Below are 23813 nucleotides of genomic sequence, written 5' to 3' on the forward strand. Positions count from 1 at the left end.
TGGCCCCGGCCCGCGGGTTCCGCGGGCCGGTCGCTGTGGGGTGTCAGCCGCTGACGCCCCGGCCGAGTTCCCACAGCTGGAGGTCGGAGATGGAGTTGACGGACCATTCCACTCCGGTGATGCCGTCGCGCGCGGCGACGTACTGCTTGCCCTGCCACAGGGGCAGGACGGGGACGTCGTCGGCGACGATGTCCTGCATCTCCGCGATCGCGGGGGCGGCGACACTGCGGTCGACGGCGCGGCGCGATTCGGGGATGAGCTTGGAGCGCACCGTGCTGTTGGCGTACGGCGTGCCGAGGAAGTTGTCCTGCTCCAGGAACGGGGCGAGGAAGTTGTCGGCGTCGGAGTAGTCGGGGAACCAGCCGAGCCCGTAGGCGGCGAAGTCGCCCTTCTTCTGCGCGGGGCGGAAGGCGGCCCAGTCGCTGCCCTGGACGGTGACGTCGAAGAGCTGGGTGGAGTTCAGCTGGGCCTTGAGGGCGGCGAACTCCCCGGCGGTGCCGTCGCCGTAGTGGTCGTTGGTGTAGTTCAGGGTCAGCTTGACCGGGGTCTTGATCCCGGCTTCCTTCAGGATGGCGGCGGCCTTGGCGGTGTTGGCCTCGCCGTACTTGTTGAAGAAGGAGTTGACGTGGCCGTTGACCGTGGTGGGGACCAGCGAGTAGAGCGGCTGCGCGGACTTTCCGTACACCTTGGAGATGACGGCGTTGCGGTCGACGGCGGCGGCGAGGGCCTGGCGTACGGCCTTGTCCTTGACGACCGGTGCCTCGGTGTTGAAGGCGAGGTAGCGGATTTCCAGGCCGGGCATCGGGACCAGCTTGACGCCCTTGGGCGGCTTGGCGGCGAAGTCCTGGATCTGGGCGGGCGACAGGGTGCGCGAGACCATGTGGACCGAGCCGTCGGTGAGGGCCTTGCCCATCGCGGCGGAGTCGGTGAAGGTGCGCAGTTCGACCTTGTCGTTCTGCAGCTTGATGTCGCCCTTGTAGTTCGGGTTCTTGGTGAAGACGGCGCGGACGAGGTGGTTGTCCTTGACTTCGGCCTTCATCGTGTACGGGCCGGAGCCGTCGACGGCGAAGCCTTCGCGGAGCTTCTTGCCGTCGTACATCTTCTGGTTGACGATGCCCGTGGCGGGCGTCGACAGCTTGTACGGGAAGGTGGCGTCCGGGGTCTTCAGGTGGAAGACGACGGTGTCCGCGCCCTTGGTCTCGACGGTGTCGAGGGTGGAGAGCAGGGAGACCGGGCCGTTCTCGTCCTTGATGGCGAGGACGCGCTCGATGGAGAACTTGACGTCCTTCGCGGTGAGCGGGTCGCCGTTGGCGAACTTCATCCCGGGGCGCAGGGTGCAGCGGTAGCTTTCGTTGCCCGCGTCGGTGAAGCGGCAGTCGGAGGCCGCTTCGGGGACGGGCTGGCCGCCGCCGCGCGGGGTGTGCATCAGGGTCTGGACGGTCTGGCGCAGTACGTTCCAGGTCCCGGCGTCGTAGGCGTACGCCGGGTCGAACGGGGCGGGGACCGTGTCGGCGGCCTCGAACCGGTCGGTGGTGCCGACGACGATCGCTCCTGTGCCCGCTCCGGTTCCGCTGGTGCTGCCGCATGCGGTCAGCGCGGGGGTGAGCAGGCCGGCCGCGGCCGTCAGCACCATGGTCTTGCGGTTCATCCTCGAAAAACTCCCTCAACCCGGCACTTGTTCACAGCGGTGAAAAGGGCACTGCGTGGCGTCGCCCGTTCAGGGCGGAACGATCGGGCCGGTGGTGTGACGATCGGTCCACGCGACCCCGGCACAGGGGTGTGTGCGCGGGGCGGCTGAGGTGCGGCGCAGTGCCCGCGTCGACATTAGTGGGCCCGGAAGGGATGGCTTGAACTGGTGGGAGCGGGGGTGTAATCGCACCGTGATGGGACGAGTACGCCTGCTCACACCGAAGTCCGCGCGGATTCGGTCAGGAGCTGATCAATCGGGACACAAGGGAAGCCGTTGGGTGCTCTGGGCATGGCTGGGGGCAGCCGCCCCGGTGACAAAGGTCACCCGGACAACTGCCCCGGCAAGGATGGAATTTCGGCCTCCGGGGCTCCGTACCGGACGGTCTGCGGTGGGACCTTCGCCCCAACCCCATTTCGTTCGGAACCCGGTTCGGAACCCTGAGTGCGCGGTCAGTTCATCGGAGTGATGAGGGAGCGCAGGAAGGTCAGGTCCACGTCTTCCAGCGAGCGGACGACGGTACGGCCCGGGGCGGCCGGGATCTGGCCCACGGACGGTACGGCGACCACCCGGCAGCCCGCGGCCTCGGCGGAGGCGACCCCGGTCGCGGTGTCCTCGACGACGGCGCACCGCGAGGGGTGGGCGCCGAGCGCGCGGGCGGCGATCAGGTACGGGTCGGGGTGGGGCTTGGTCCGCGGTACCTCGTCACCGGCGACGCTGATCGCGAAGCGGTCGGGGCCGAGCGAGCGCAGCACGCGGTCGATGACCCGGCGGTGCGAGGCGGACACGAGGGCGGTGGGGACGTTGTGCCGGGCCAGCTCGGACAGCAGCCGCTCGGCGCCGGGCATCAGGGGCACGGCGTCGGCGATCCGGGCCTCGAAGCGCTCGTTGAGGAGGACGGACAGTTCGGCCAGGGTGATGGCCGCGCCGGTGGACTCGATGAGGAAGGCGGCGCTGCGGCTCATGGGGCCGCCGACGACGATGTCACGCCAGGATTCGTCAAGTCGGTGGCCGAGTTCGCCGAAGATGTCGACCTCGACGTCCCACCAGAACCCCTCGGTGTCGACGAGGGTGCCGTCCATGTCGAGCAGCACCGCCTGGAGGGCATGTCCGTCGGCCGTACGGGCGACGGGCGCGGGAACGGTGCTGGTCATCCGGCACACCTCTCTGAAGGGACGAGAAGGCCGGTCACCTCTTCCCCGCGGGGCGCGCCCCGGGGGAACAGGCGACCGGCCTGTATGGGACCGACAAGTGTACGTCGGTCCGTGTCAGCGTGCGTTGAAATACTTCGCTTCGGGGTGGTGGATGACGATCGCGTCGGTGGACTGTTCGGGGTGGAGCTGGAACTCCTCGGAGAGGTGGACCCCGATCCGCTCGGGCTGGAGCAGCTCGGCGATCTTGGCCCGGTCCTCCAGGTCGGGGCAGGCCCCGTACCCGAGGGAGAAGCGCGCGCCCCGGTACTTCAGGTCGAACATGTCCTCCACGCGGGCGGGGTCCTCGCCCGCGTAGCCGAGTTCGGCGCGGACCCGGGCGTGCCAGTACTCGGCCATGGCCTCGGCGAGCTGGACGGACAGGCCGTGCAGTTCCAGGTAGTCGCGGTAGGCGTCGGCGGCGAACAGCTTGGCGGTGGCCTCACCGATCTTGGATCCGACCGTGACGACCTGGAGGCCGATCACATCGGTCTCGCCGGACTCTTCGGGGCGGAAGAAGTCGGCGAGGCACAGGCGGCGGCCGCGGCGCTGGCGGGGGAAGGTGAACCGGGTCCGCTCGTTGCCCTGGTCGTCCAGGATGATCAGGTCGTCGCCCTTGGACACGCACGGGAAGTAGCCGTAGACCACGGCCGCTTCGAGGAGGTTCTCGGTGTGCAGTTTGTCGAGCAGTCCGCGCAGCCGCGGGCGGCCCTCGCTCTCGACGAGTTCCTCGTACGTCGCCCCGCCCGCCCGGGCCTGCTTGAGCCCCCACTGGCCCTTGAACAGGGCGCCCTCGTCCAGCCAGGACGCGTAGTCCTTCAGCGGGATCCCCTTGACCACCCGAGTCCCCCAGAACGGCGGGGTCGGCACGGGATTGGTGACGGAGACGTCGGAGCGGGCCGGGCCGCTGTCCTGCTCCTCCTCCACGACCACGGGCGTGTCGCGCTTGGCGACGCGGCGCTGCTTCAGCTCGGGCAGGGTGGCGCCGGGGACGCCGCGCTTCACGGCGATCAGGGCGTCCATGAGGCGCAGGCCTTCGAAGGCGTCGCGGGCGTAGCGGACTTCGCCTTCGTAGATTTCGTGGAGGTCCTGTTCGACGTAGGCGCGGGTCAGGGCGGCGCCGCCGAGGATGACGGGATAGTCGGCGGCCAGCTTGCGCTGGTTCAGTTCCTGGAGGTTCTCCTTCATGATCACCGTGGACTTCACCAGCAGCCCCGACATCCCGATCACGTCCGCGCGGTGCTCGACCGCCGCCTCCAAAATCGCCGAGACCGGCTGCTTGATCCCGATGTTGACCACGTTGTAGCCGTTGTTCGACAAAATGATGTCGACCAGGTTCTTCCCGATGTCATGAACATCCCCGCGGACCGTGGCCAGCACGATCGTGCCCTTCCCATCCGCGTCGGTCTTCTCCATGTGCGGCTCCAGATACGCCACCGCCGTCTTCATCACCTCCGCCGACTGCAGCACGAACGGGAGCTGCATCTGACCGGAGCCGAACAGCTCACCAACGACCTTCATGCCCTCCAGCAGGGTGTCATTGACGATGTCCAGCGCCGGACGGGAAGCGAGAGCCTCGTCCAGGTCCCTCTCCAGGCCGTTCTTCTCGCCGTCGATGATCCGCCGCTGCAACCGCTCGTCCAACGGCAGCGCCAGCAGCTCCTCCGCCCGCCCCGCCTTCAACGACTTCGTGTTCACACCCTCGAACAGAGCCATCAGCTTCTGCAGCGGGTCATAACCCTCCGCACGCCGGTCATAAATCAGATCCAGCGCCGTGGTGACCTGCTCCTCATCGAACCGCGCGATCGGCAGGATCTTCGACGCGTGCACGATCGCCGAATCCAGGCCCGCCTTCACGCACTCGTCCAGGAAGACGGAGTTCAGCAGCACACGGGCCGCCGGGTTCAGACCGAAGGAAATGTTCGACAGGCCGAGGGTGGTCTGGACGTCGGGGTGGCGGCGCTTCAGCTCACGGATCGCCTCGATCGTCGCGATACCGTCACCCCGCGACTCCTCCTGACCCGTGCAGATCGTGAACGTCAGGGTGTCGATGAGGATGTCCGACTCCCGGATCCCCCAGTTCCCCGTCAGATCCGCGATCAGCCGCTGCGCGATCGCCACCTTGTGCTCGACCGTCCGCGCCTGACCCTGCTCATCGATCGTCAACGCGATCAACGCCGCACCATGCTCCTGCGCCAGCCGCGTCACCTGCGCGAACCGCGACTCCGGCCCATCACCGTCCTCATAGTTCACCGAGTTGATCACCGCACGCCCGCCCAGACGCTCCAGCCCCGCCTTGATCACGGGAACCTCGGTCGAGTCCAGAACGATCGGCAGCGTCGACGCCGTCGCGAACCTGCCCGCCAGCTCATCCATGTCCGCCACACCATCCCGGCCGACATAGTCCACACACAGGTCCAGCATGTGCGCACCCTCACGGATCTGGTCCCGGACCATCTCCACACAGTCGTCCCAACGCGCCTCCAGCATCGCGTCCCGGAACTTCTTCGACCCGTTCGCGTTCGTCCGCTCACCGATCGCCATGAACGCGAGGTCCTGACGGAACGGAACCGTCTGGTACAGCGAGGACGCGCCCGGCTCGGGGCGGGGCTCGCGGACCTGCGGGGCCAGCCCGCGGACCCGCTCGACGACCTGGCGCAGGTGCTCGGGGGTGGTGCCGCAGCAGCCGCCGACCAGGGAGAGCCCGTACTCGCGGACGAAGGTCTCCTGCGCGTCGGCCAGCTCGCTCGCGGAGAGCGGGTAGTGGGCGCCGTCCTTGGTCAGGACGGGCAGGCCGGCGTTGGGCATGCAGGAGATCGGGATACGGGCGTTGCGCGCGAGGTAGCGCAGGTGCTCGCTCATCTCCGCCGGACCGGTCGCGCAGTTCAGCCCGATCATGTCGATACCGAGCGGTTCCAGCGAGGTCAGGGCCGCGCCGATCTCCGAGCCCAGCAGCATCGTGCCCGTGGTCTCCACCGTCACCGAGCAGATCAGCGGCACCGACACACCCAGCGCGTCCATCGCCCGCCGCGCACCAATGATCGAGGACTTCGTCTGCAGCAGATCCTGCGTCGTCTCCACCAGCAGCGCGTCCGCACCACCCGTGATCAGACCCTCGGCATTGATCTGGTAGGCGTCGCGGATCGCTTCGTAGCGGATGTGGCCCAGGGTGGGGAGCTTGGTGCCCGGGCCCATGGAACCCAGCACCCAGCGCTGCTGACCGGTCGATGCCGTGAACTCGTCCGCGACCTCGCGGGCGATCCGGGCGCCGGACTCCGACAGCTCGAAGTTGCGGTCCGGGATGTCGTACTCGGCGAGGGCCGAGAGGTTGGCGCCGAAGGTGTTGGTCTCGACGCAGTCCACGCCGACGGAGAAGTAGGCCTCGTGGACCGTGCGCACGATGTCGGGGCGCGTCACGTTCAGGACCTCGTTGCAGCCTTCGAGGTCCTGGAAGTCTTCCAGGGTGGGGTCCTGGGCCTGGAGCATCGTTCCCATGGCTCCGTCGGCGACCACCACGCGGGTGGCCAGTGCCTGGCGGAGGGCATCGGCCCGGGTCTGGGTGTCTGCGGGCGGGTTCGGCAACGAGGCCACGGTGTGCTCCCTGGGATGCGACGGCTGTCGGCTTTGCACCCCCTCTGTGTCAAGGGTGCACGCGGTCAGGGTAACCGCGTGGAACCGGCCCCGGTGAGGGTGTCCCACGTGGCGGACTGCATTCTGTGCGCGGGGGTCTGCCGGGTCTGGCCGGTTCGCCGTGGCTCGAAGTTTTTCCCCACCATGCGAGGAGTCGGCATCGACCGATACTGTTCAGCATTGTCGAACCACGTCAGCAGGAGGCAGTCCGATGGCACGGAACATCCAGTCGCTCGAACGAGCCGCTGCGATGCTGCGGCTCCTGGCGGGCGGTGAGCGCCGGCTGGGCCTGTCGGACGTGGCCTCCTCGCTGGGGCTGGCCAAGGGCACGGCCCACGGCATCCTGCGCACGCTGCAGGCCGAGGGTTTCGTGGAGCAGGATCCCGCCTCGGGCCGCTATCAGCTGGGCGCGGAGCTGCTGCGCCTGGGCAACAGTTATCTGGACGTCCACGAGCTGCGCGCCCGCGCGCTGGTCTGGACGGACGATCTGGCCCGCGCGAGCGGCGAGAGCGTGTACGTGGGGGTGCTGCACAAGAGCGGGGTGCTGATCATGCACCACGTCTTCCGGCCCGACGACAGCCGCCAGGTGCTGGAGGTGGGGGCCATGCAGCCGCTGCATTCCACGGCCCTGGGCAAGGTCATCTCCGCCTATGACCCGGTGGCGCACAGCCAGGCCGTGGAGGCCGAGCGGGAGTCGTTCACACCGCGTACGGTCACGGACCCGGTCGGCTTCGAAGAGGTGCTGGACCTGACCCGGGCGCGGGGCTGGGGTTCGGACGTCGAGGAGACGTGGGAGGGGCTGGCCTCGGTGGCGGCGCCGATCCACGACCGGCGTCGGATGCCGGTGGGCGCTGTGGCGGTCTCGGGGGCCGTGGAGCGGGTCTGCGGCGAGTCGGGGGATCCCCGTCCGGCGCTGGTGGCGGCCGTGCGGGACTGTGCGCGGGCGGTTTCGCGCGACCTTGGCGCGGGCCGGTTCTGACCTTTCTTTTCCGGCCAGGGGCCGTTCCCTGGCCGTTCCATGCCCATTTCGGCCTGTTCCTGACCTTCGGACGGCTGGATTTGGGCGATCGTACCTACCGGTAACGATCCGGCACTTTGGCCTGGCCAACCCTTGACGCGTTCTCCACCCAGGCGGAAAACTGCCGTTCACCGGTCGGCATTGTCGAACACCTAACGGCAATACGCGTTAAGGTGTGGCGAGGCCAAGGACCGGTGCAGCACTCACCGAGTGCGTGGGACCACCGGAGGGACCCGGTGTTCCGCCCACCCCCTGGACGTTTGACAAAGGAGTCGCGGGTGTCCAGCTCCGACATCTTCATTGGCGAGACCATCGGTACCGCCCTGCTCACCTTGCTCGGCGGTGGCGTCTGCGCCGCCGTGACCCTCAAGAGCTCCAAGGCCCGGAACGCGGGCTGGCTGGCGATCACGTTCGGCTGGGGATTCGCCGTCCTGATCGCCGCCTACGTGTCCGCGCCGCTCTCGGGTGCCCACCTGAACCCGGCGGTCACCGTCGGCCTCGCCGTCAAGACCGGCGAGTGGAACGACGTACCGGTGTACTTCGCCGGCCAGCTGCTCGGTGCGATGCTCGGCGCCGTCCTGATGTGGGCGACGTACTACGGCCAGTTCCGCGTGCACCTGTCCGACCCGGAGCACATCCGCGACGCCAAGCTCGGCCCCGAGGACCCGCACCCGCACGACCAGGCCGGTCCGGTGCTCGGTGTCTTCTCCACGGGTCCCGAGATCCGTAATGTCGTCCAGAACCTCACCACCGAGATCATCGGCACGGCCGTCCTGGTCCTGGCCATCCTGACCCAGGGCCTCCAGGCCGACGGCAAGGGCCTCGGCGTCATCGGCGTCCTGATCACCTCGTTCGTCGTCGTCGGCATCGGCCTCTCGCTGGGCGGGCCGACCGGCTACGCCATCAACCCGGTGCGCGACCTCGGTCCGCGCATCGTGCACGCCCTGCTTCCGCTGCCCAACAAGGGCGGCTCGGACTGGGGATACTCCTGGATCCCGGTGGTCGGACCGCTCGCCGGTGCCGCACTCGCCGGCGGTCTGTACAACCTCGCGTTCGCCTGATCAGCACCGGCACGTTTCGCAAGATCCGCACCGCCCTCTGATTCCGCCTACTCACAGACCTGCCAGGAGCAGCCACCATGACCAGCAGCACCGGCCCCTTCATCGCCGCGATCGACCAGGGCACCACCTCTTCCCGCTGCATCGTCTTCGACCGCGACGGGCGCATCGTCGCCGTCGACCAGAAGGAGCACGAGCAGATCTTCCCGAAGCCGGGCTGGGTCGAGCACGACGCCGCCGAGATCTGGACCAACGTCCAGGAGGTCGTCGCCGGGGCCATCGCCAAGGCGGAGATCACCTCCGCCGACGTCAAGGCCGTCGGCATCACCAACCAGCGCGAGACCACCCTGCTGTGGGACCGCCACACCGGCGAGCCGGTCCACAACGCGCTGGTGTGGCAGGACACCCGCACCGACTCCCTGTGCAAGGAGCTCGGCCGCAACGTCGGCCAGGATCGCTTCCGCCGCGAGACCGGCCTGCCGCTGGCGAGCTACTTCGCCGGTCCCAAGGTCCGCTGGCTGCTCGACAACGTCGAGGGCCTGCGCGAGCGCGCCGAGGCCGGGGACATCCTCTTCGGCACCATGGACTCCTGGGTCATCTGGAACCTCACCGGCGGCGCCCAGGGCGGCGTGCACGTCACCGACGTCACCAACGCCTCGCGCACCATGCTGATGAACCTGCACACCCTGGCGTGGGACGAGAAGATCGCGGAGTCGATGGGCGTTCCGCTCAACGTCCTCCCCGAGATCAAGTCCTCCGCCGAGGTCTACGGCCACGTCAAGGACGGCGTCCTCGCCGGTGTCCCGGTCGCCTCGGCGCTCGGTGACCAGCAGGCCGCGCTGTTCGGCCAGACCTGTTTCGCCGAGGGCGAGGCGAAGTCGACGTACGGCACCGGCACCTTCATGCTGATGAACACCGGCGACAAGATCATCAACTCCTACAGCGGCCTGCTGACCACGGTCGGCTACCAGATCGGCGACCAGAAGCCGGTCTACGCGCTGGAGGGCTCCATCGCCGTCACCGGCTCGCTCGTCCAGTGGATGCGCGACCAGATGGGCATGATCAAGACCGCGGCCGAGATCGAAACCCTCGCGTCTTCGGTCGAGGACAACGGCGGCGCGTACTTCGTGCCCGCCTTCTCCGGCCTCTTCGCCCCGTACTGGCGCTCCGACGCCCGCGGTGTGATCGCCGGCCTCACCCGGTACGTCACCAAGGCGCACATCGCCCGTGCCGTCCTGGAGGCCACCGCCTGGCAGACCCGTGAGATCACCGACGCCATGACCAAGGACTCCGGCGTCGAGCTGGCGGCCCTCAAGGTCGACGGCGGCATGACCTCCAACAACCTGCTGATGCAGACCCTCTCCGACTTCGTGGACGCCCCCGTGGTGCGCCCGATGGTCGCCGAGACCACCTGCCTCGGCGCCGCCTACGCCGCCGGCCTGGCCGTCGGCTTCTGGCCCGACACCGACGCCCTGCGCGCCAACTGGCGCCGCGCGGCGGAGTGGACCCCGCGCATGCCCGCCGAACAGCGGGACCGCGAGTACAAGAACTGGCTCAAGGCCGTCGAGCGGTCCATGGGCTGGATCGACGACGAAGACGCCAGCTGACCGCACCAGCTGTCGCATCGACGAGGAGCTAAGAGAGATATGAGCAGCCTGCAGAGCGTTCCCTCACTGGGATCGCACCCGACCGCCGGTTCGAACGCGAGCCGAGCCGAGACCCGCGAGCAGCTGGCCAAGGCCACGTACGACCTGCTCGTCATCGGCGGTGGAATCCTGGGCACCTCGGTGGCCTGGCACGCCGCGCAGTCGGGTCTGCGGGTCGCCATGGTGGACGCCGGCGACTTCGCCGGCGCCACCTCCTCCGCCTCCTCCAAGCTCGTCCACGGCGGCCTGCGCTACCTGCAGACCGGCGCGGTCAAGCTGGTCGCCGAGAACCACCACGAGCGCCGGGTGCTGGCCAAGGACGTGGCCCCGCACCTGGTCAACCCGCTCACCTTCTACCTCCCCGTGTACAAGGGCGGTCCGGTCGGCGCCGCGAAGCTCGGCGCGGGCGTCTTCGCCTACTCGGCGCTGTCCGCCTTCGGCGACGGCATGGGCAAGGTCATATCCCCGGCCCGCGCCGCCGCCGACAACCCGGGTCTGAAGACCGACAACCTGAAGGCCGTCGCGGTCTACTACGACCACCAGATGAACGACTCGCGGGTCGCCGTCATGACGGTCCGCGCGGCCGTCGAGTCGGGTGCGGTCGTCCTGAACCACGCCGAGGTCACCGGCCTGCGCATGACGCAGGGCCGGGTCTCCGGTGCCGAGCTCAAGGACCGTCTCGACGGCACCGAGTTCGGGGTCGACGCGCGCGTCGTGCTCAACGCCACCGGCCCGTGGGTGGACCACCTGCGGCGCATGGAAGACAAGCACTCGATGCCGTCGATCCGCCTCTCCAAGGGCGCGCACATCGTGATGAAGCGCAAGTCGCCGTGGAAGGCCGCCATGGCCACCCCGATCGACAAGTACCGCATCACCTTCGCCCTCCCCTGGGAGGACCAGCTGCTGCTCGGCACGACCGACGAGGTCTACGAGGGCGACCCGGCGGACGTCCGCGCCACCGAGTCCGACATCGACCAGATCCTCGACGAGGCGGCCTTCTCCGTGAAGGACGCCGACCTCGACCGCTCCCTGATGACGTACGCCTTCGCGGGCCTGCGGGTGCTGCCCGGCGGCCCCGGCGGGGTCGAGAAGGCCAAGCGCGAGACGGTGGTCTCCGAGGGCCGCGCGGGCATGCTGTCGGTGGCCGGCGGCAAGTGGACGACGTACCGGCACATCGGCCGCGTGGTCATGGACAAGCTGGCGAAGCTCCCCGGCAGCCCGCTCACCGACGACATGGAGCCGGTGAAGTCCCTGGTCCGCCGGATCGCGCTGCCCGGTGTCGCCAACCCGAACGCGGTCGCGCACCGGCTGCTGATCGACCGTGACCCGGGCTCGCGGATGGACCCGCTGACCGCCCGCCACCTCGCCTCGCACTACGGCTCGCTGGCCTTCGACATCGCCCGCCTCGCCAATGAGGACCCGGCGCTGGCCGAGCGGATCCACGAGGACGGCCCGGAGATCTGGGCGCAGGTCGCCTACGCCCGTGACCACGAGTGGGCGGAGACGGTCGACGACGTCCTGCGCCGCCGTACGACGGTCACCGTGCGCGGTCTCGACACCGACGCGGTACGCGGCCGGGTCGAGGAGATGCTGAGCCGCAAGGCATAGCTTCCGCGCAGGTGGGGAAGAGGGGTGGTCCCGGGGACCGCCCCTTTTCCATGGGCTGTGGAAGGCACACCGCCAAGGCTTAGGCTGGCCCCCGTACACAAGGGGAACTTCGGAAGGAGACCTGGGTGATCGAGCTTGAGGGCGTGCCCGAGCTGATCGACCCGGTCATGGTGGCCGCGTTCGAGGGCTGGAACGACGCGGGTGACGCCGCCTCCGGTGCGGTCACGCACCTGGACCGGGAGTGGAAGGGCGAGGTGTTCGCGGCGCTCGACGCCGAGGACTACTACGACTTCCAGGTCAACCGTCCGACGGTGTGGCTGGACAACGGGGTACGGAAGGTCACCTGGCCGACCACCCGGCTGTCCGTGGTCCGGGTGGGCGGCGCCAAGCCGCGCGACCTGGTCCTGGTCCGGGGCATCGAACCGTCCATGCGGTGGCGGTCGTTCTGCAACGAGATCCTCGGTTTCGCCCATGAACTGGGCGTGGAGATGGTGGTCATCCTGGGCGCGCTGCTCGGGGACACCCCGCACACCCGGCCGGTGCCGGTCAGCGGGGTGACGTCCGATCCGGACCTGGCGCGGACGATGGACCTGGAGGAGACCCGGTACGAGGGCCCCACCGGGATCGTCGGCATCCTCCAGGAGGCGTGCACGCACGCGGGTGTTCCGGCGGTGTCGCTGTGGGCGGCGGTGCCGCACTACGTGTCGCAGCCGCCGAACCCGAAGGCGACGCTGGCCCTCCTGAACCGGCTGGAAGACCTGATCGACATCCGCATCCCGCTCGGCGAACTGCCGGAGGACGCGCGGGCGTGGCAGGTGGGCGTGGACCAACTCGCCGCCGAGGACAGCGAGGTGGCGGAGTACGTCCAGACGCTGGAGGAGGCGCGGGACACGGCGGACCTGCCGGAGGCCTCCGGGGAGGCCATCGCCCGGGAGTTCGAGCGGTACCTGCGGCGGCGGGACGGCGGTCCCGGCCCGGCGGTGGCGGGTGACCCGGGGGACGGCTCCTACCTCCGCGATCCGTCGAGCGGTCGGCCGAAAGGCCCGCGCCGCAAACCGGACGCCTCCGGCGAGGACCCGGCCGACCCCCCGCCGGACGCCTCCGGCGAGGACACCCCGGACACGTAGCCCTCAATCGCCGGGCGGGCTGTCTTTGCCCTCAATCGCCGGGCAGGCTTGATTTGCCCGGCTCAGCTGCATACCTGAGCCGGGCAAAATCAAGCCTCGTCGGCGTTTGAGGCGCCCCCGGAGGGCATACGAGCCCGCGCGCCGCGCAAAGACCGCGGCCCCCCGCCCGGTGGGCGAGGGGCCGTGGGTTCGGGCCCGGAGGGCCAGGGTCAGAGGGCTACGCCCAGGAGGGCGTCCACCGTGCGCGAGACGAGGCCGGGCGCGGATTCGTCGGAGCCACCGGTGGCGATCTGCGCGTCGGCCCACCGGTCCACGGCCGCCAGCGCGGCAGGCGCGTCGAGGTCGTCGGCGAGGGCCTCACGGACCTCCTCGACGAGCGCGTCGGCCGCGATCCCGTCCGGCCGGGACACGGCGGCACGCCACCGCTCCAGCCGGGCCACCGCGTCGGCGAGCACCTGGTCGGTCCACTCCCAGTCGGACCGGTAGTGGTGCGAGAGCAGCGCGAGGCGGATCGCCGCCGGGTCGACCCCGGAGCGCCGCAGCGCGGAGACGAAGACCAGGTTGCCCTTGGACTTCGACATCTTCGCGCCGTTCAGCCCGACCATGCCCGCGTGCACATAGGCCTTGGCCATCGGGAACTCGCCCGTCAGGGCCTGCGCGTGCGAGGCGCCCATCTCGTGGTGCGGGAAGGCCAGGTCGGATCCGCCGCCCTGGATGTCGAAGCCCATGCCCAGGTGGTCCAGGGCGATGGCGACGCACTCGATGTGCCAGCCGGGCCGGCCGCGGCCCAGCGAGGCGCCGTCCCAGCTGGGCTCGCCCGGGCGGGCGGCCATCCACAGCATCGGGTCGAGCGGGTTCTTCTTGCCGGGGCGCTCGGGGTCGCCGCCGCGCTCGGCGGAGAGCAGCCGCATCGCCTCGGCGTCGAGGTGCGAGACCCCGCCGAAGTGGGGGTCGGACTCGACCGAGAAGTAGGTGTCACCGTCGAGCTCGTAGGCGGCGCCCGCGTCCCGGAGCCGCTCGACGAGCGGGACGATGCCGGGTATGGCTTCGACGGCGCCGATGTAGTGCTGCGGCGGGAGCATCCGCAGCGCGGTCATGTCCTCGCGGAACAGGGCGGTCTCGCGCTCGGCGAGTTCGGTCCAGTCGTGGCCGTCGCGCAGGGCCCGCTCCAGGAGCGGATCGTCCACGTCGGTCACGTTCTGGACGTAGTGCACCTGCCGCTTGGTGTCGAGCCACACGCGCTGCACGAGGTCGAACGCGTTGTAGGTCGCCGCGTGACCCATGTGGGTCGCGTCGTACGGGGTGATTCCGCAGACGTAGATACGGGCGACGGGACCGGGGGAAAGGGTGACCTTCCCCTGAGTCGAAGTGTCGTGGATCTGGAGGTCGCGGCCCTTGCCAGGCAGGGCGGGGACCTCAGAAGCGGGCCAGGCATGCATGTCTGGAGCCTAACCGGACGGGTGTTCCTCAAACGAACCGGACCTGCGCTCTTGGCGTGATCGACACCCTTGCGGTCCGGCCGGTTGTGTGCGTACGTGCGTACGCGGCCGGGGTCCGTGGTCAGACGGGCGGCCAGGGGATCGAGGGCCATTCCCCGGAGGGCCGGGGGTGCTCCCCGGTCCGCAGCAGATCCGCCACCCGGCCCCGTACGGCGTCCAGCTCGACCGGTGTGATCAGTTCCGCCAGTCGGGTGGCGAGCGGCGCTCCGTCGGCCAGCAGGAGCGCCAGGGAGGCGAGTACCGCGCGCGCCTCGGCGGTCAGCGGCTCCCCCGCCCAGCCCCAGAGCAGGGTGCGCAGTTTGTCCTCGGTGTGGAAGCTCACTCCGTGGTCGATGCCGTAGAGCCGGCCGTCGGGGGCGGGCAGCAGGTGGCCGCCCTTGCGGTCGCCGTTGTTGATCACGGCGTCGAGGACGGCGAGGCGGCGCAGCCGGGGGTCGTCGGCGTGCACAAGGAGCGCGGTGCGGCCTTCGCCGACCTCGGCGAGGGCGACGGGCTTCCATCCCTCCCCCGCTTCCTCTCCTTCGACCAGGGCGAGGAGGTTGCCTTCCGGTTCCTCCCCTTCCGCGGCCTCGATCCACTGCTGGACCATGCCCTCGCCGTAGGGGCCGTCGCGCAGCACGGTGGCCGGGATCAGGCCCCAGCCGGTGGCCTCGGAGACCAGGAAGGCGGCGCGCTCGCGCTGGGCGAGGTTGCCGTCGGGGAAGTCCCACAGCGGGCGCTCGCCCTTCACGGGCTTGTAGACGCAGTCCACGCTCACGCCGTCGTGGGTGACGGTGCACAGCAGGACGGCGTTGGAGGCCTCGCGGATCCGGCCCTGGACGGTCAGCTCGCCCCGGGTGAGCACGTCGAGGAGTCCCTCGGTCTGCGAGTCCCGGTCCCCCCGGCCTTCGTGGTCCTCTTGCGTCACGTCCTCGTCCCCCATCGCGCTCACGCCCCGCGCCGGTAGCCGTTCTGGCGCGGACAGACGTGCCCCTCGGGGTCCAGGGGCAGGCTGCACAGCGGGCACGGCGGGCGGCCCGCGTTGACGACGTCCAGGGCCCGCTTGGCGAAGGCGCGGGCCTGTGCTCCGGACAGGCGCACCCGCAGCATCGGCGGGCCGTTCTCCTCGTCCTGGAGCAGCCGCTCCTCGGCCTCGGCGAGGTCCTCGTCCGAGTCCGCGTCGAGTTCGACCAGGGCCTGCGCCTCGACGATCATGCGCTGTTCCTCGCCGTCCCAGGCCAGGGCCATGGTGCCGACGCGGAACTCCTCCTCGACGGGAGCGTCGAGCGGGGCCGTGTCCGCCGCCTCGGCGGGGGCGACGGCGGGTACCGGGGCATTGCCCCCGGTGCGCCGTACGACTTCGTCCAGCAGCTCGTCCATCCGCTCCGCGAGCGCCGCGACCTGGGTCTTCTCCAGGGACACGCTGGTCACGCGGGGGCCGGTGGAAGCCTGGAGGAAGAAGGTACGGCGTCCGGGCAGGCCGACCGTACCGGCCACGAAGCGGTCCGGCGGGTCGTAGAGGAACACCTGACGGGGCACGTCCAGTCTCCAGTCTCTGCGGCAGGGGGAGCTCTGCGCACGTGGGCTGTGCTCAAGTATCGGGGCCAGTCCACCCTACTGCGCCGTTCGATCACACTGCGCCCGCACCGCCTCCCACGACGGCGTTCCCGGCGTCTTCGGCGGCTTTGTCCGCGCTCGCCGCGCCACTCTGCGCCGCGGGCCGGGCGCCGAGGCCGCCGAACTCCCCGGTGTCGCCGAGCCGGAGCAGGAAGGGGCGGGTCGGCGTGTAGCGGATCACGGTGACCGAACAGGGGTCGACGTGGAGGCGCTGGAACAGGTCGAGGTGCATCCCGAGGGCGTCGGCGACCAGCGACTTGATGATGTCGCCGTGCGAGCACATCAGGTACGCGGCGTCGGCGCCGTGCTCCTCGTCGATGCGGGCGTTCCACTCGCGTACGGCGTCCACGGCGCGGGCCTGCATGGCGCGCATCGATTCCCCGCCGGGGAACGCGGCGGCGGAGGGGTGCTGCTGGACGATCCGCATCAGGGGTTCGTCGGAGAGTTCGGAGAGTTTGCGGCCGGACCACTCGCCGTAGTGGCACTCGCCGATCCGCTCGTCCGGATGCAGGGGCAGCTCCGGCCGGGCGGCGAGCAGCGGGGCGAGGGTCTGGCGGCAGCGCTCCAGCGGGCTGGTGACGGCGGCGGCGAGCGGCAGGTCCGCGAGCCGGCCGGGCAGGGCGGCGGCCTGTTCGGCGCCGCGCTCGTCCAGCTCGACCCCGGGGGTCCATCCGGCGAGCAGCCCTGCGGTGTTGGCGGTGGACCGCCCGTGTCGTACGAGGATCAGCGTGGCCATGCGGACAGGGTAAGCGCTCGGCGTGGTGTGCGGCCGGGGCCGGGTCAGGGAAGAATGCCCCGGGTGATTGTCGACTGCGCGATTTACCGGGACGGCCGCCGGACGGACGGGCCCGATGACTTCTCGGACGCCCTGGCCGAGGCCCGGGCCACCGGCGACGCCTTCCTCTGGGTCGGTATGCACGAGCCGTCGGAGAAGGAATTCGAGCACGTCAGCCAGGAGTTCGGGCTGCACGCGCTCGCCGTCGAGGACGCCCTCACGGCGCACCAGCGGCCGAAGCTGGAGGTGTACGACGATTCGCTGTTCGTCGTCCTCAAGCCGGTCCTGTACGACGACGCCACGGACACGGTGACCACGGGCGAGCTGATGGTCTTCATCGGGGACTCGTTCGTGGTGACGGTGCGGCACGGCGAGGGGGCCGCGCTGTCCGCGGTGCGCCACCGGCTGGAGCAGGAGCCTGACGTGCTCAAGCACGGGCCCACGGCGGTGCTGTACGCGGTGGCCGACGCGGTGGTGGACCACTACATCGACGTGGCGGCGGAGCTGCAGGCGGATCTGGAGGAGCTGGAGGCGGAGGTGTTCGCGCCGAACCCCTCGGACGCGAAGAACACCGCGGCGCGGATCTACGGCTTCAAGCGGCAGGTGCTGGAGTTCCGGCGGGCGACGAGCCCGCTGCTCCAGCCGATGGACCGGCTGGCCTCGGGGAACGTGCCGTTCGTGCACGAGCACTCTCGGCCGTTCTTCCGTGACGTGTCCGACCACTTGACGAAGGCGAACGAGTACATCGAGGGCCTGGACCGGCTGCTGTCGGACGCCCTGGCCGCGCACCTGGCCCAGATGGGGGTGCGGCAGAACGACGACATGCGCAAGATCTCGGCGTGGGCGGCGATGGCGGCCGTGCCCACGATGGTCGCGGGGATCTACGGCATGAACTTCGAGCACATGCCGGAGCTGAAGCAGGGGTGGGGCTACCCGGGCGTGGTGATCCTGATGGCGGTGCTGTGCGTGGGCCTGCACCGGATGTTCAAGCGGCGGGGCTGGCTGTAGCGACGGCCGTCCCCGCGCGGGGACGGCCCGCGCCGCCGGGGCCGCTGCCGCCGCCGAGCGCGCCGCGCCGCTCGGGCATCCGCAGGCCCACCATGCGGTGCCAGCCCGCGAAGCGCTCGTACGCGTACACGGAGCGGATCCCGGCGGCGAGCGCGGCGGACTTCGGGGCGGGCCAGCGCAGCAGCCGGCCCATGTGCGCCATCACGGCGAGGCTGACGTCGCGGTGGACCGCGATCTCGGCCAGCGCGCTCTGCCGCAGCACCCGCTGGATGGTGCGGCCGTGACCGCGGGCGGCGAGGCGCAGCAGTTCCTCGTGGCAGTAGGCGAGGTGGTTGTCCTCGTCGGCGCTGATCATGCGCACTGCCCGGCCGATCTCGGGGTGGTCCCCGAAGTACCGTACGAGCAGGTCCATCTGGTCGGCGGCGCGCTGTTCGGTGACCCGGCTGTGGGCGAGGTAGACGACGATGTCCCGCTCGGTCAGCGGTTCGGCGCGGCGCAGCTTCTCGTGGGCGAGGCCGATGCCGAGCCGCTCCAGCTTCATCGTGTAGTCGGTGTCGGCGGGGACGGTGACGGCGTGCAGTCCGCGGTGGCGCAGCAGGGCGTGGAAGATCCGGCCGTGCTTGTCCTCGTCGGCTCCGTGCCGGACGATCTTGGGCGCGAGGGTGCGCATGCCGTCGGGCACCAGCGCCGCGATCCGCGCGTTCTCCCAGCCGCCCTGTGACTCCCCGCTGGCGGCGATGGAGCAGAACAGCTGGAAGGAGTCGTCGTGGTCGAGGATCTCCGTGAACAGGCTGCGGGCAGAGAGCATGGGGCGCGGCACCTCCGGGGAAGCGGGACTTCACTCAAGTCCCGATCCCGGGGGCGGGCAACCGTAGGTAGCCCGAAGGGGTAGGTAGGGCCCGGGGCGTAACCCGCCGGGCCCCCGGCGCGTTGTTCGCTGTGCCGGCCGTGGCGGGGAAGACACCCCGAGCCCCCACCACGGCCGCAGGCTTGCGGTCACGGCATCAGGCGAGTCCGGCGCGCTCCAGGGCCTCGGTTCCGGTGCGCAGGGCGGTGACCCGCTCCTCCAGGGTGAAACCGGCCGGGGCCAGGGTCAGCGTGGTGACCCCGGCCTCCGCGTAGGCCGTCATCTTGTCCGCGATCCGCTCCACCGAGCCCAGCAGGGTGGTCGAGTCGATCAGGGAGTGCGGGATCGCGGCGGCCGCGCCCGGCTTGTCGCCCGCCAGGTACTTGTCCTGGATCTCGGCGGCTTCCTTCTCGTAGCCCATGCGCTGGGCGAGCTGGTTGTAGAAGTTCTGCTTCCGGCTGCCCATGCCGCCGACGTACAGGGCGGTGTAGGGGCGGAACATGTCGGCGAGGGCGTTCACGTCGTCGCCGACGGCGAGCGGGACGGTCGGGCAGACGTCGAAGCCGTCCATGGTCAGTCCGGCCTTCTCGCGGCCCGCCCGGATGTGGGTGAGCGCGGTGGCCTCCAGGTGCTCGGCGGCCGGGAAGATGAGGAGCGCGCCGTCGGCGATCTCGCCGGTCTGCTCCAGGTTCTTGGGGCCGATGGCCGCGATGTAGAGCGGGATGTGCTCGCGCTCGGGGTGCACGGTGAGCTTGAGGGGCTTGCCGGGGCCGCCGGGCAGCGGCAGGGTCCAGTGCTCGCCGTCGTGCGTGAGGCGTTCGCGGCTCATGGCCTTGCGGACGATCTCCACGTACTCGCGGGTGCGGGCCAGCGGCTTGTCGAACTTCACGCCGTACCAGCCCTCGGAGACCTGCGGTCCGGAGACGCCGAGGCCCAGGCGGAAGCGGCCGCCGGAGAGGGAGTCGAGGGTGGCGGCGGTCATCGCGGTCATCGCGGGCTGGCGGGCCGGGATCTGGAGGATCGCGGAGCCGATGTCGATGCGCTCGGTCTGGGCGGCGACCCAGGCCAGGACCGTGGGGGCGTCGGAGCCGTAGGCCTCGGCGGCCCAGCACACGTCGTAGCCGAGGCGGTCCGCCTCCTGGGCGACGGCCAGGTTGTCGGCGTCCATGCCCGCGCCCCAGTAGCCGAGATTGATGCCGAGCCGCATGTCGTCCCCTTTTAAGCCGGTACACGTCTGTACTGACGTCTGTACTGATGAGTAACGTCGCTGTCCCGGGGACTCTAGCGCGCCGGGGCACCATCCGTCAGTGCCTCACGCGTCCCGCAGTACGCTCAGCGCTCATGGAGCAGAGGCATCTCGGCCGCACCGGCCTGCGCGTGTCCCGGATCGGCCTCGGCACCCTGACGTGGGGCCGCTCCGCCGGGGGGCAGAGCGAGGAAGCCGCCGCCGAACAGCTGAAGACCTTCTGGGAGGCGGGCGGCACGCTGGTCGACACCGCCGACGTGTACGGGGACGGCGAGGCGGAATACCTGCTGGGGCGGCTGCTGGACGGGCTGGTGCCGCGGCGGGACCTGGTGATCGCCACCAAGGCGGGCGGGGTGCCGGATCCGCGGCGCCGCGTCGACTGCTCGCGCGGGCACCTGCTGGCGGCGCTGGACGACTCGCTGGCACGCCTGGGCACCGACCACGTCGACCTCTGGCAGGTCCAGGCCTTCGATCCGTGGACCCCGCTGGAGGAGACCCTGCACGCGCTGGACCTCGCGGTCGGCAGCGGGCGGGCGCGGTACGTGGGGGTGACGGACTTCTCCGGCTGGCAGCTGGCGAAGGCGGCGACCTGGCAGCGGGCCGCGCCGGGCGTCAGGACTCCGCTCGCCTGCACCCAGATGGAGTACTCCCTGCTCCAGCGCGGCGTGGAGCGGGAGGTGCTGCCGGCGGCGCTGGACCTCGGCGTGGGGCTGCTGCCGTCGTCCCCGCTGGGGCGCGGGGTGCTGACCGGCAAGTACCGCGAGGGCATCCCCGCGGACTCCCGGGGTGCCTCGGAAACCCTGGCCGCCTTCGTGGAGCCCTACCTGGACGACGCCGCGAGCCGGATCGTGGACGCGGTGGCGACGGCCGCGCACGGGCTGGCCGTGACCCCGCTCCAGGTGGCCCTGGCCTGGATCCGCGACCGCCCGGGGGTCGCCGCCCCGATCGTGGGGGCCCGTACGTCGGCCCAGCTCGCGGCGGCCCTGTCGGTGGAGGCGCTTAGTCTTCCCAAGGAGATCTGCCGCGCGCTGGACGACGTCTCGGCGCCCGTGCACCGCTATCCCGATCCTGACTGGAGCACGCTGTGAGTACGGACCGCACGGACCCGCCCCCGGAGGCCACCCCCACCGCCCCCGAGGAAGCCGGGGCGGACACCCCCGCGCCCGGGACCCCGTCCCGTCCGGCCCCGGAGGCGGATGCGGGCGCTGGCGCGGAGCCGGTTGCGGAGGCGGAGGCGGGCTCGGAGCCGGTCGCTGACTCGGAGGCCGTCGCGGAGGCGGACGCGGGCGCTGCGGCGGGCGCTGAGCCGGATGCTGACGCTGTGCCGGACGCCGAGGCGGAACCGGTCGCTGAGGCGGAGGCGATTGCTGAGGCGGAGCCCGGCTCGGAGGCGGAGCAGGACGCTGATGCTGGCGCTGAGCTGGCTGCTGACGCGGAGCCGGGCGCGGAGGCTGGCGCCGAACCGGACGCTGAGGCGGAGCCGGTCGGGGACACGGAGCCCGGCGCGGAGGCGGAGCAGGACGCGGACGCTGACGCGGGTGCTGAGGCGGACGCGGGTGCTGAGGCGGCTGCTGACGCGGAGGCGGGCGCGGAGGGTGGCGCTGAGGCGGACGCTGACGCGGAGGCGGAGGCGGGCGCTGGCTCGGAGGCTGGCGTCGTGGTGGACGGCGCACGCTCCGGCGTGCGGGGCGACGGCGGCGCCGGGGCGGTTCCCGGGCAGGCCGGTGGGGCCGAAGTGCCCGCGCCCGGGATCAGCGAGGCCGCGGCCGAGCTGGCCGCGCAGAAGGTCGAGCGGGAGCGGATCGCGCGCCGCAAGGCCGAGCGGACCGCGCCGGTCGAGGCCGGGGCCAAGCTCAGCGGCACCGCGGCCGACCTGCTGGCCGCCGTACGCGCCGTGGAGGGCGGGGAGAAGCCGCCCTCCCGGTACTTCGACGACGCCCCGGCCACCCCCCGCCGCACCCCGGCACCGGCACCGGCACCGGCGCAGGCCCCCGTCGTCGACCGCCCCCTGACCGCGCCGCAGGCGACCGTCCCCGCCGGGGCCGTCGAAGCCGTACGCGCGCTGCTCGCCCGTACCGGCGGCCCCGAGGCCGTCGCCGCCAAGGCCGCCGAGGCCCTGGGCGAGGACGCCGCCGAGCGGCTCACCGAGGACCCCTGGCAGCTGCTGGCCGTCCCCGGTGTCCGCCCGACCCAGGCCGACGGCTTCGCCCGCGCCCTGCTGGGCGCGGACTGCGGCCCCGGGGACGAGCGCCGCACGGCCGCCCTGGTGGCCTGGCTGCTGGCCCAGGCGGCCCTCAAGGGCCACACCGCGCTGGAGGCCTCCGTGCTGACCGGCGCCCTCGGCCAGTACGCCGTGCCCGACCCGGCCGAGGCCCTGGAACACGCCATCGGCGAGGGGGCCGTCCTCGTCTTCGAGGAACCCGTCGGCGAGCCCGTCGCGGAGGGCGAGGAACAGCCCGTCAAGGTCCTGGTCGGCCTGGAGGGCTGCGCCCTGGCCGAGGAGAGCCTCGCCGACGGCCTGGCCCGCCTGGTGAACACCTTCGGCGGAGCCGCCGACCCGGAGCAGTGGGCGAAGGCCGCCTCCGGTGACGGCGGCGCGGCCGTCGCCGCCGGGCTGGTCCGCGCCGTCGCGGGCCACGGGCTGGTCGCCCACACCGGCGGCGAGGCGGCCCGCGCGGAGCCCCTGGCCCTGCTGGCCGCCGCCCGCGCGCTCGGGCTGCGCGCCTGGCTCGCCTGCCACGCCCCCGACGCCCGTGAGCGCGCGGGCGAGGGCGCCGCGACCGTCGCGGGACTGCTGGCCGGTACCGAGGGCCCGGGCCGGGACCAGGACGGCCAGCTCGCCCTGGACCTGCTCGTCGTCACCGACGCCCCGCAGCTCGATGTGGAAAGCGCCGCCGCGCTCGTCGAATCCGTCCCCGACGGGGCCCGGCTGGTGCTGTCCGGGGATCCCGGGGTGCTCGGATCCGCGGGCCCCGGGCGGGTGTTCGCGGACCTGCTGGCGTCCGGCGCCTGCCCGCGGATCACCTCCCGCGTCCCGGACCCCGGCCCGCTCGGCGAGCTGGTCTCCGGGATCGGCGCCGGGGAGCTGCTCGCGGTCGACGCCCCCGGCAAGGAGGTCGTCATCGTCCCCGTGCGCGATGCCGGGGAGGCCGTCCACCGCACGGTGCAGCTGGTGGCCGAGTCCGTACCGCGCGCCTTCGGCCTGCCGGCCGAGGGGGTGCAGGTCATCACCCCGGGCCACGGCGGCTCGGCGGGCACCCGGGCGCTGAACGCCGCGCTCAAGGAACGGCTGAACCCGGGCCCCGGCCGGTTCGGCGGTTTCGACCCCGGTGACCGGATCGTCCACGTCCCCTCCGCGGGCCGCGCGCTGCCGGGCCGGGTGGTCACGGCCGACGCCGAGGGGCTCCACCTGGACTGCCCCGGCGCGGGCGGGCGCGTCGTCGTACCGAAGGAGCGGGTGGAGACGGCGGTGCGGCACGGCTGGGCCGTGACCGCGCACCAGGCCGTGGGCTCGCGCTGGGCCGCCGTGGTCGTCGTACTCCCCGGTGACGCGGCGGACGCGCTGTCGCGGGACTGGGTGTACACGGCCTTCGGGCGGGCCGGGCGCCACCTGTCCGTGGTCCACGGCGTGGACCAGGCGCTGCCGCGCGCGGTGGCGGAGGTCCTGCCGAAGCCGCGCACGACGCGTCTGACGGGCCTGCTGCGTGCCTTGGCCGCCGCCGCGGCCGGGGATGCCCAGGCCTGAGCCCGGGGTCCCGCCTCCCGCGCCGTGGTGCGGGAGGCGGGGCCCGTTTCAGCCTCGCCCGGGGGCACCTCCCAGCGGTAGCTGGGGGAGTTTGAGGCGCCCCCGGAGGGAACGCCGAAGGCGCCGCCGAAGG

Annotated in this window: 17 protein-coding genes; 8 read left to right on the forward strand and 9 right to left on the reverse strand. The window is 71.5% G+C overall.

The window, feature by feature from the left end; translation table 11 throughout:
• Positions 1 to 43: 43 nt before the first annotated feature.
• The 3 genes from OHS33_RS07480 to metH form a co-directional block, all read right to left on the reverse strand.
• Complete coding sequence (locus OHS33_RS07480; protein WP_330329590.1) at positions 44 to 1648, reverse strand: ABC transporter substrate-binding protein; 1605 nt, start codon at positions 1646 to 1648, stop codon at positions 44 to 46.
• Positions 1649 to 2139: 491 nt separating this feature from the next.
• On the reverse strand, positions 2140 to 2841 hold the full coding sequence (locus tag OHS33_RS07485; RefSeq protein ID WP_330329591.1) for an HAD family hydrolase: 702 nt from the start codon (positions 2839 to 2841) through the stop codon (positions 2140 to 2142).
• A 114-nt stretch (positions 2842 to 2955) separates the two neighbouring features.
• Positions 2956 to 6468 carry a methionine synthase gene (metH, locus tag OHS33_RS07490; RefSeq protein WP_330329592.1) on the reverse strand — a complete coding sequence of 1171 codons (3513 nt, stop codon included), beginning with the start codon at positions 6466 to 6468 and terminating at the stop codon, positions 2956 to 2958.
• Positions 6469 to 6718: 250 nt separating this feature from the next.
• On the opposite strand from metH, the gene OHS33_RS07495 reads away from it, so the two are divergent.
• The 5 genes from OHS33_RS07495 to OHS33_RS07515 all read left to right on the forward strand — a co-directional run bounded on the left by OHS33_RS07495 (position 6719) and on the right by OHS33_RS07515 (position 12964).
• A complete protein-coding gene (locus tag OHS33_RS07495; protein ID WP_330329593.1) occupies positions 6719 to 7486 on the forward strand; it encodes an IclR family transcriptional regulator in 768 nt (255 codons plus the stop codon).
• 317 nt (positions 7487 to 7803) lie between these two features.
• A complete protein-coding gene (locus OHS33_RS07500; RefSeq protein ID WP_330329594.1) occupies positions 7804 to 8586 on the forward strand; it encodes an MIP/aquaporin family protein in 783 nt (260 codons plus the stop codon).
• A gap of 77 nt (positions 8587 to 8663) precedes the next feature.
• Complete coding sequence (gene glpK, locus OHS33_RS07505; protein ID WP_330329595.1) at positions 8664 to 10190, forward strand: glycerol kinase GlpK; 1527 nt, start codon at positions 8664 to 8666, stop codon at positions 10188 to 10190.
• Positions 10191 to 10229: 39 nt separating this feature from the next.
• Positions 10230 to 11837 (forward strand): glycerol-3-phosphate dehydrogenase/oxidase, encoded by a 1608-nt coding sequence (locus tag OHS33_RS07510; protein WP_330329596.1) that lies wholly within the window; start codon positions 10230 to 10232, stop codon positions 11835 to 11837.
• A gap of 125 nt (positions 11838 to 11962) precedes the next feature.
• Positions 11963 to 12964: a PAC2 family protein gene (locus OHS33_RS07515; protein WP_330329597.1), complete on the forward strand. Its 1002-nt coding sequence runs from the start codon at positions 11963 to 11965 to the stop codon at positions 12962 to 12964.
• A 209-nt stretch (positions 12965 to 13173) separates the two neighbouring features.
• Here the strand turns inward: OHS33_RS07515 and mshC are convergent, their stop codons facing one another.
• From mshC to OHS33_RS07535, 4 genes are all read right to left on the reverse strand, one after another.
• Positions 13174 to 14403 carry a cysteine--1-D-myo-inosityl 2-amino-2-deoxy-alpha-D-glucopyranoside ligase gene (gene mshC / locus OHS33_RS07520; RefSeq protein WP_330329598.1) on the reverse strand — a complete coding sequence of 410 codons (1230 nt, stop codon included), beginning with the start codon at positions 14401 to 14403 and terminating at the stop codon, positions 13174 to 13176.
• A gap of 121 nt (positions 14404 to 14524) precedes the next feature.
• Positions 14525 to 15394 carry an SCO1664 family protein gene (locus tag OHS33_RS07525; RefSeq protein ID WP_443065259.1) on the reverse strand — a complete coding sequence of 290 codons (870 nt, stop codon included), beginning with the start codon at positions 15392 to 15394 and terminating at the stop codon, positions 14525 to 14527.
• Positions 15391 to 15981, reverse strand: coding sequence for a DUF3090 domain-containing protein (locus OHS33_RS07530; protein ID WP_330329599.1), 591 nt, complete (start codon positions 15979 to 15981; stop codon positions 15391 to 15393). Before OHS33_RS07530 ends, OHS33_RS07525 begins: the two co-directional genes overlap by 4 nt.
• Positions 15982 to 16072: 91 nt before the next feature.
• Positions 16073 to 16795, reverse strand: coding sequence for a histidine phosphatase family protein (locus OHS33_RS07535; protein ID WP_330329600.1), 723 nt, complete (start codon positions 16793 to 16795; stop codon positions 16073 to 16075).
• 54 nt (positions 16796 to 16849) lie between these two features.
• Between OHS33_RS07535 and corA the strand changes: the two genes are divergently transcribed.
• Entirely contained in the window at positions 16850 to 17842 is a 993-nt protein-coding gene (gene corA, locus OHS33_RS07540; RefSeq protein ID WP_330329601.1) for a magnesium/cobalt transporter CorA, read from the forward strand.
• Here the strand turns inward: corA and OHS33_RS07545 are convergent.
• A complete protein-coding gene (locus tag OHS33_RS07545; RefSeq protein WP_330329602.1) occupies positions 17820 to 18650 on the reverse strand; it encodes a ferritin-like domain-containing protein in 831 nt (276 codons plus the stop codon). The two genes, corA and OHS33_RS07545, sit on opposite strands and share 23 nt — an antisense overlap.
• A gap of 196 nt (positions 18651 to 18846) precedes the next feature.
• Positions 18847 to 19896: an LLM class F420-dependent oxidoreductase gene (locus tag OHS33_RS07550; RefSeq protein ID WP_330329603.1), complete on the reverse strand. Its 1050-nt coding sequence runs from the start codon at positions 19894 to 19896 to the stop codon at positions 18847 to 18849.
• Between the two features lie 134 nt (positions 19897 to 20030).
• Between OHS33_RS07550 and OHS33_RS07555 the strand changes: the two genes are divergently transcribed.
• Together OHS33_RS07555 and OHS33_RS07560 are read left to right on the forward strand one after the other, a co-directional pair.
• Positions 20031 to 21023: an aldo/keto reductase gene (locus OHS33_RS07555; RefSeq protein WP_330329604.1), complete on the forward strand. Its 993-nt coding sequence runs from the start codon at positions 20031 to 20033 to the stop codon at positions 21021 to 21023.
• A 332-nt stretch (positions 21024 to 21355) separates the two neighbouring features.
• A complete protein-coding gene (locus OHS33_RS07560) occupies positions 21356 to 23680 on the forward strand; it encodes a helix-hairpin-helix domain-containing protein (protein WP_443065422.1) in 2325 nt (774 codons plus the stop codon).
• The last annotated feature ends 133 nt before the right edge of the window (positions 23681 to 23813 follow it).

It is taken from the genome of Streptomyces sp. NBC_00536, from assembly GCF_036346295.1.
GTDB lineage: Bacteria > Actinomycetota > Actinomycetes > Streptomycetales > Streptomycetaceae > Streptomyces.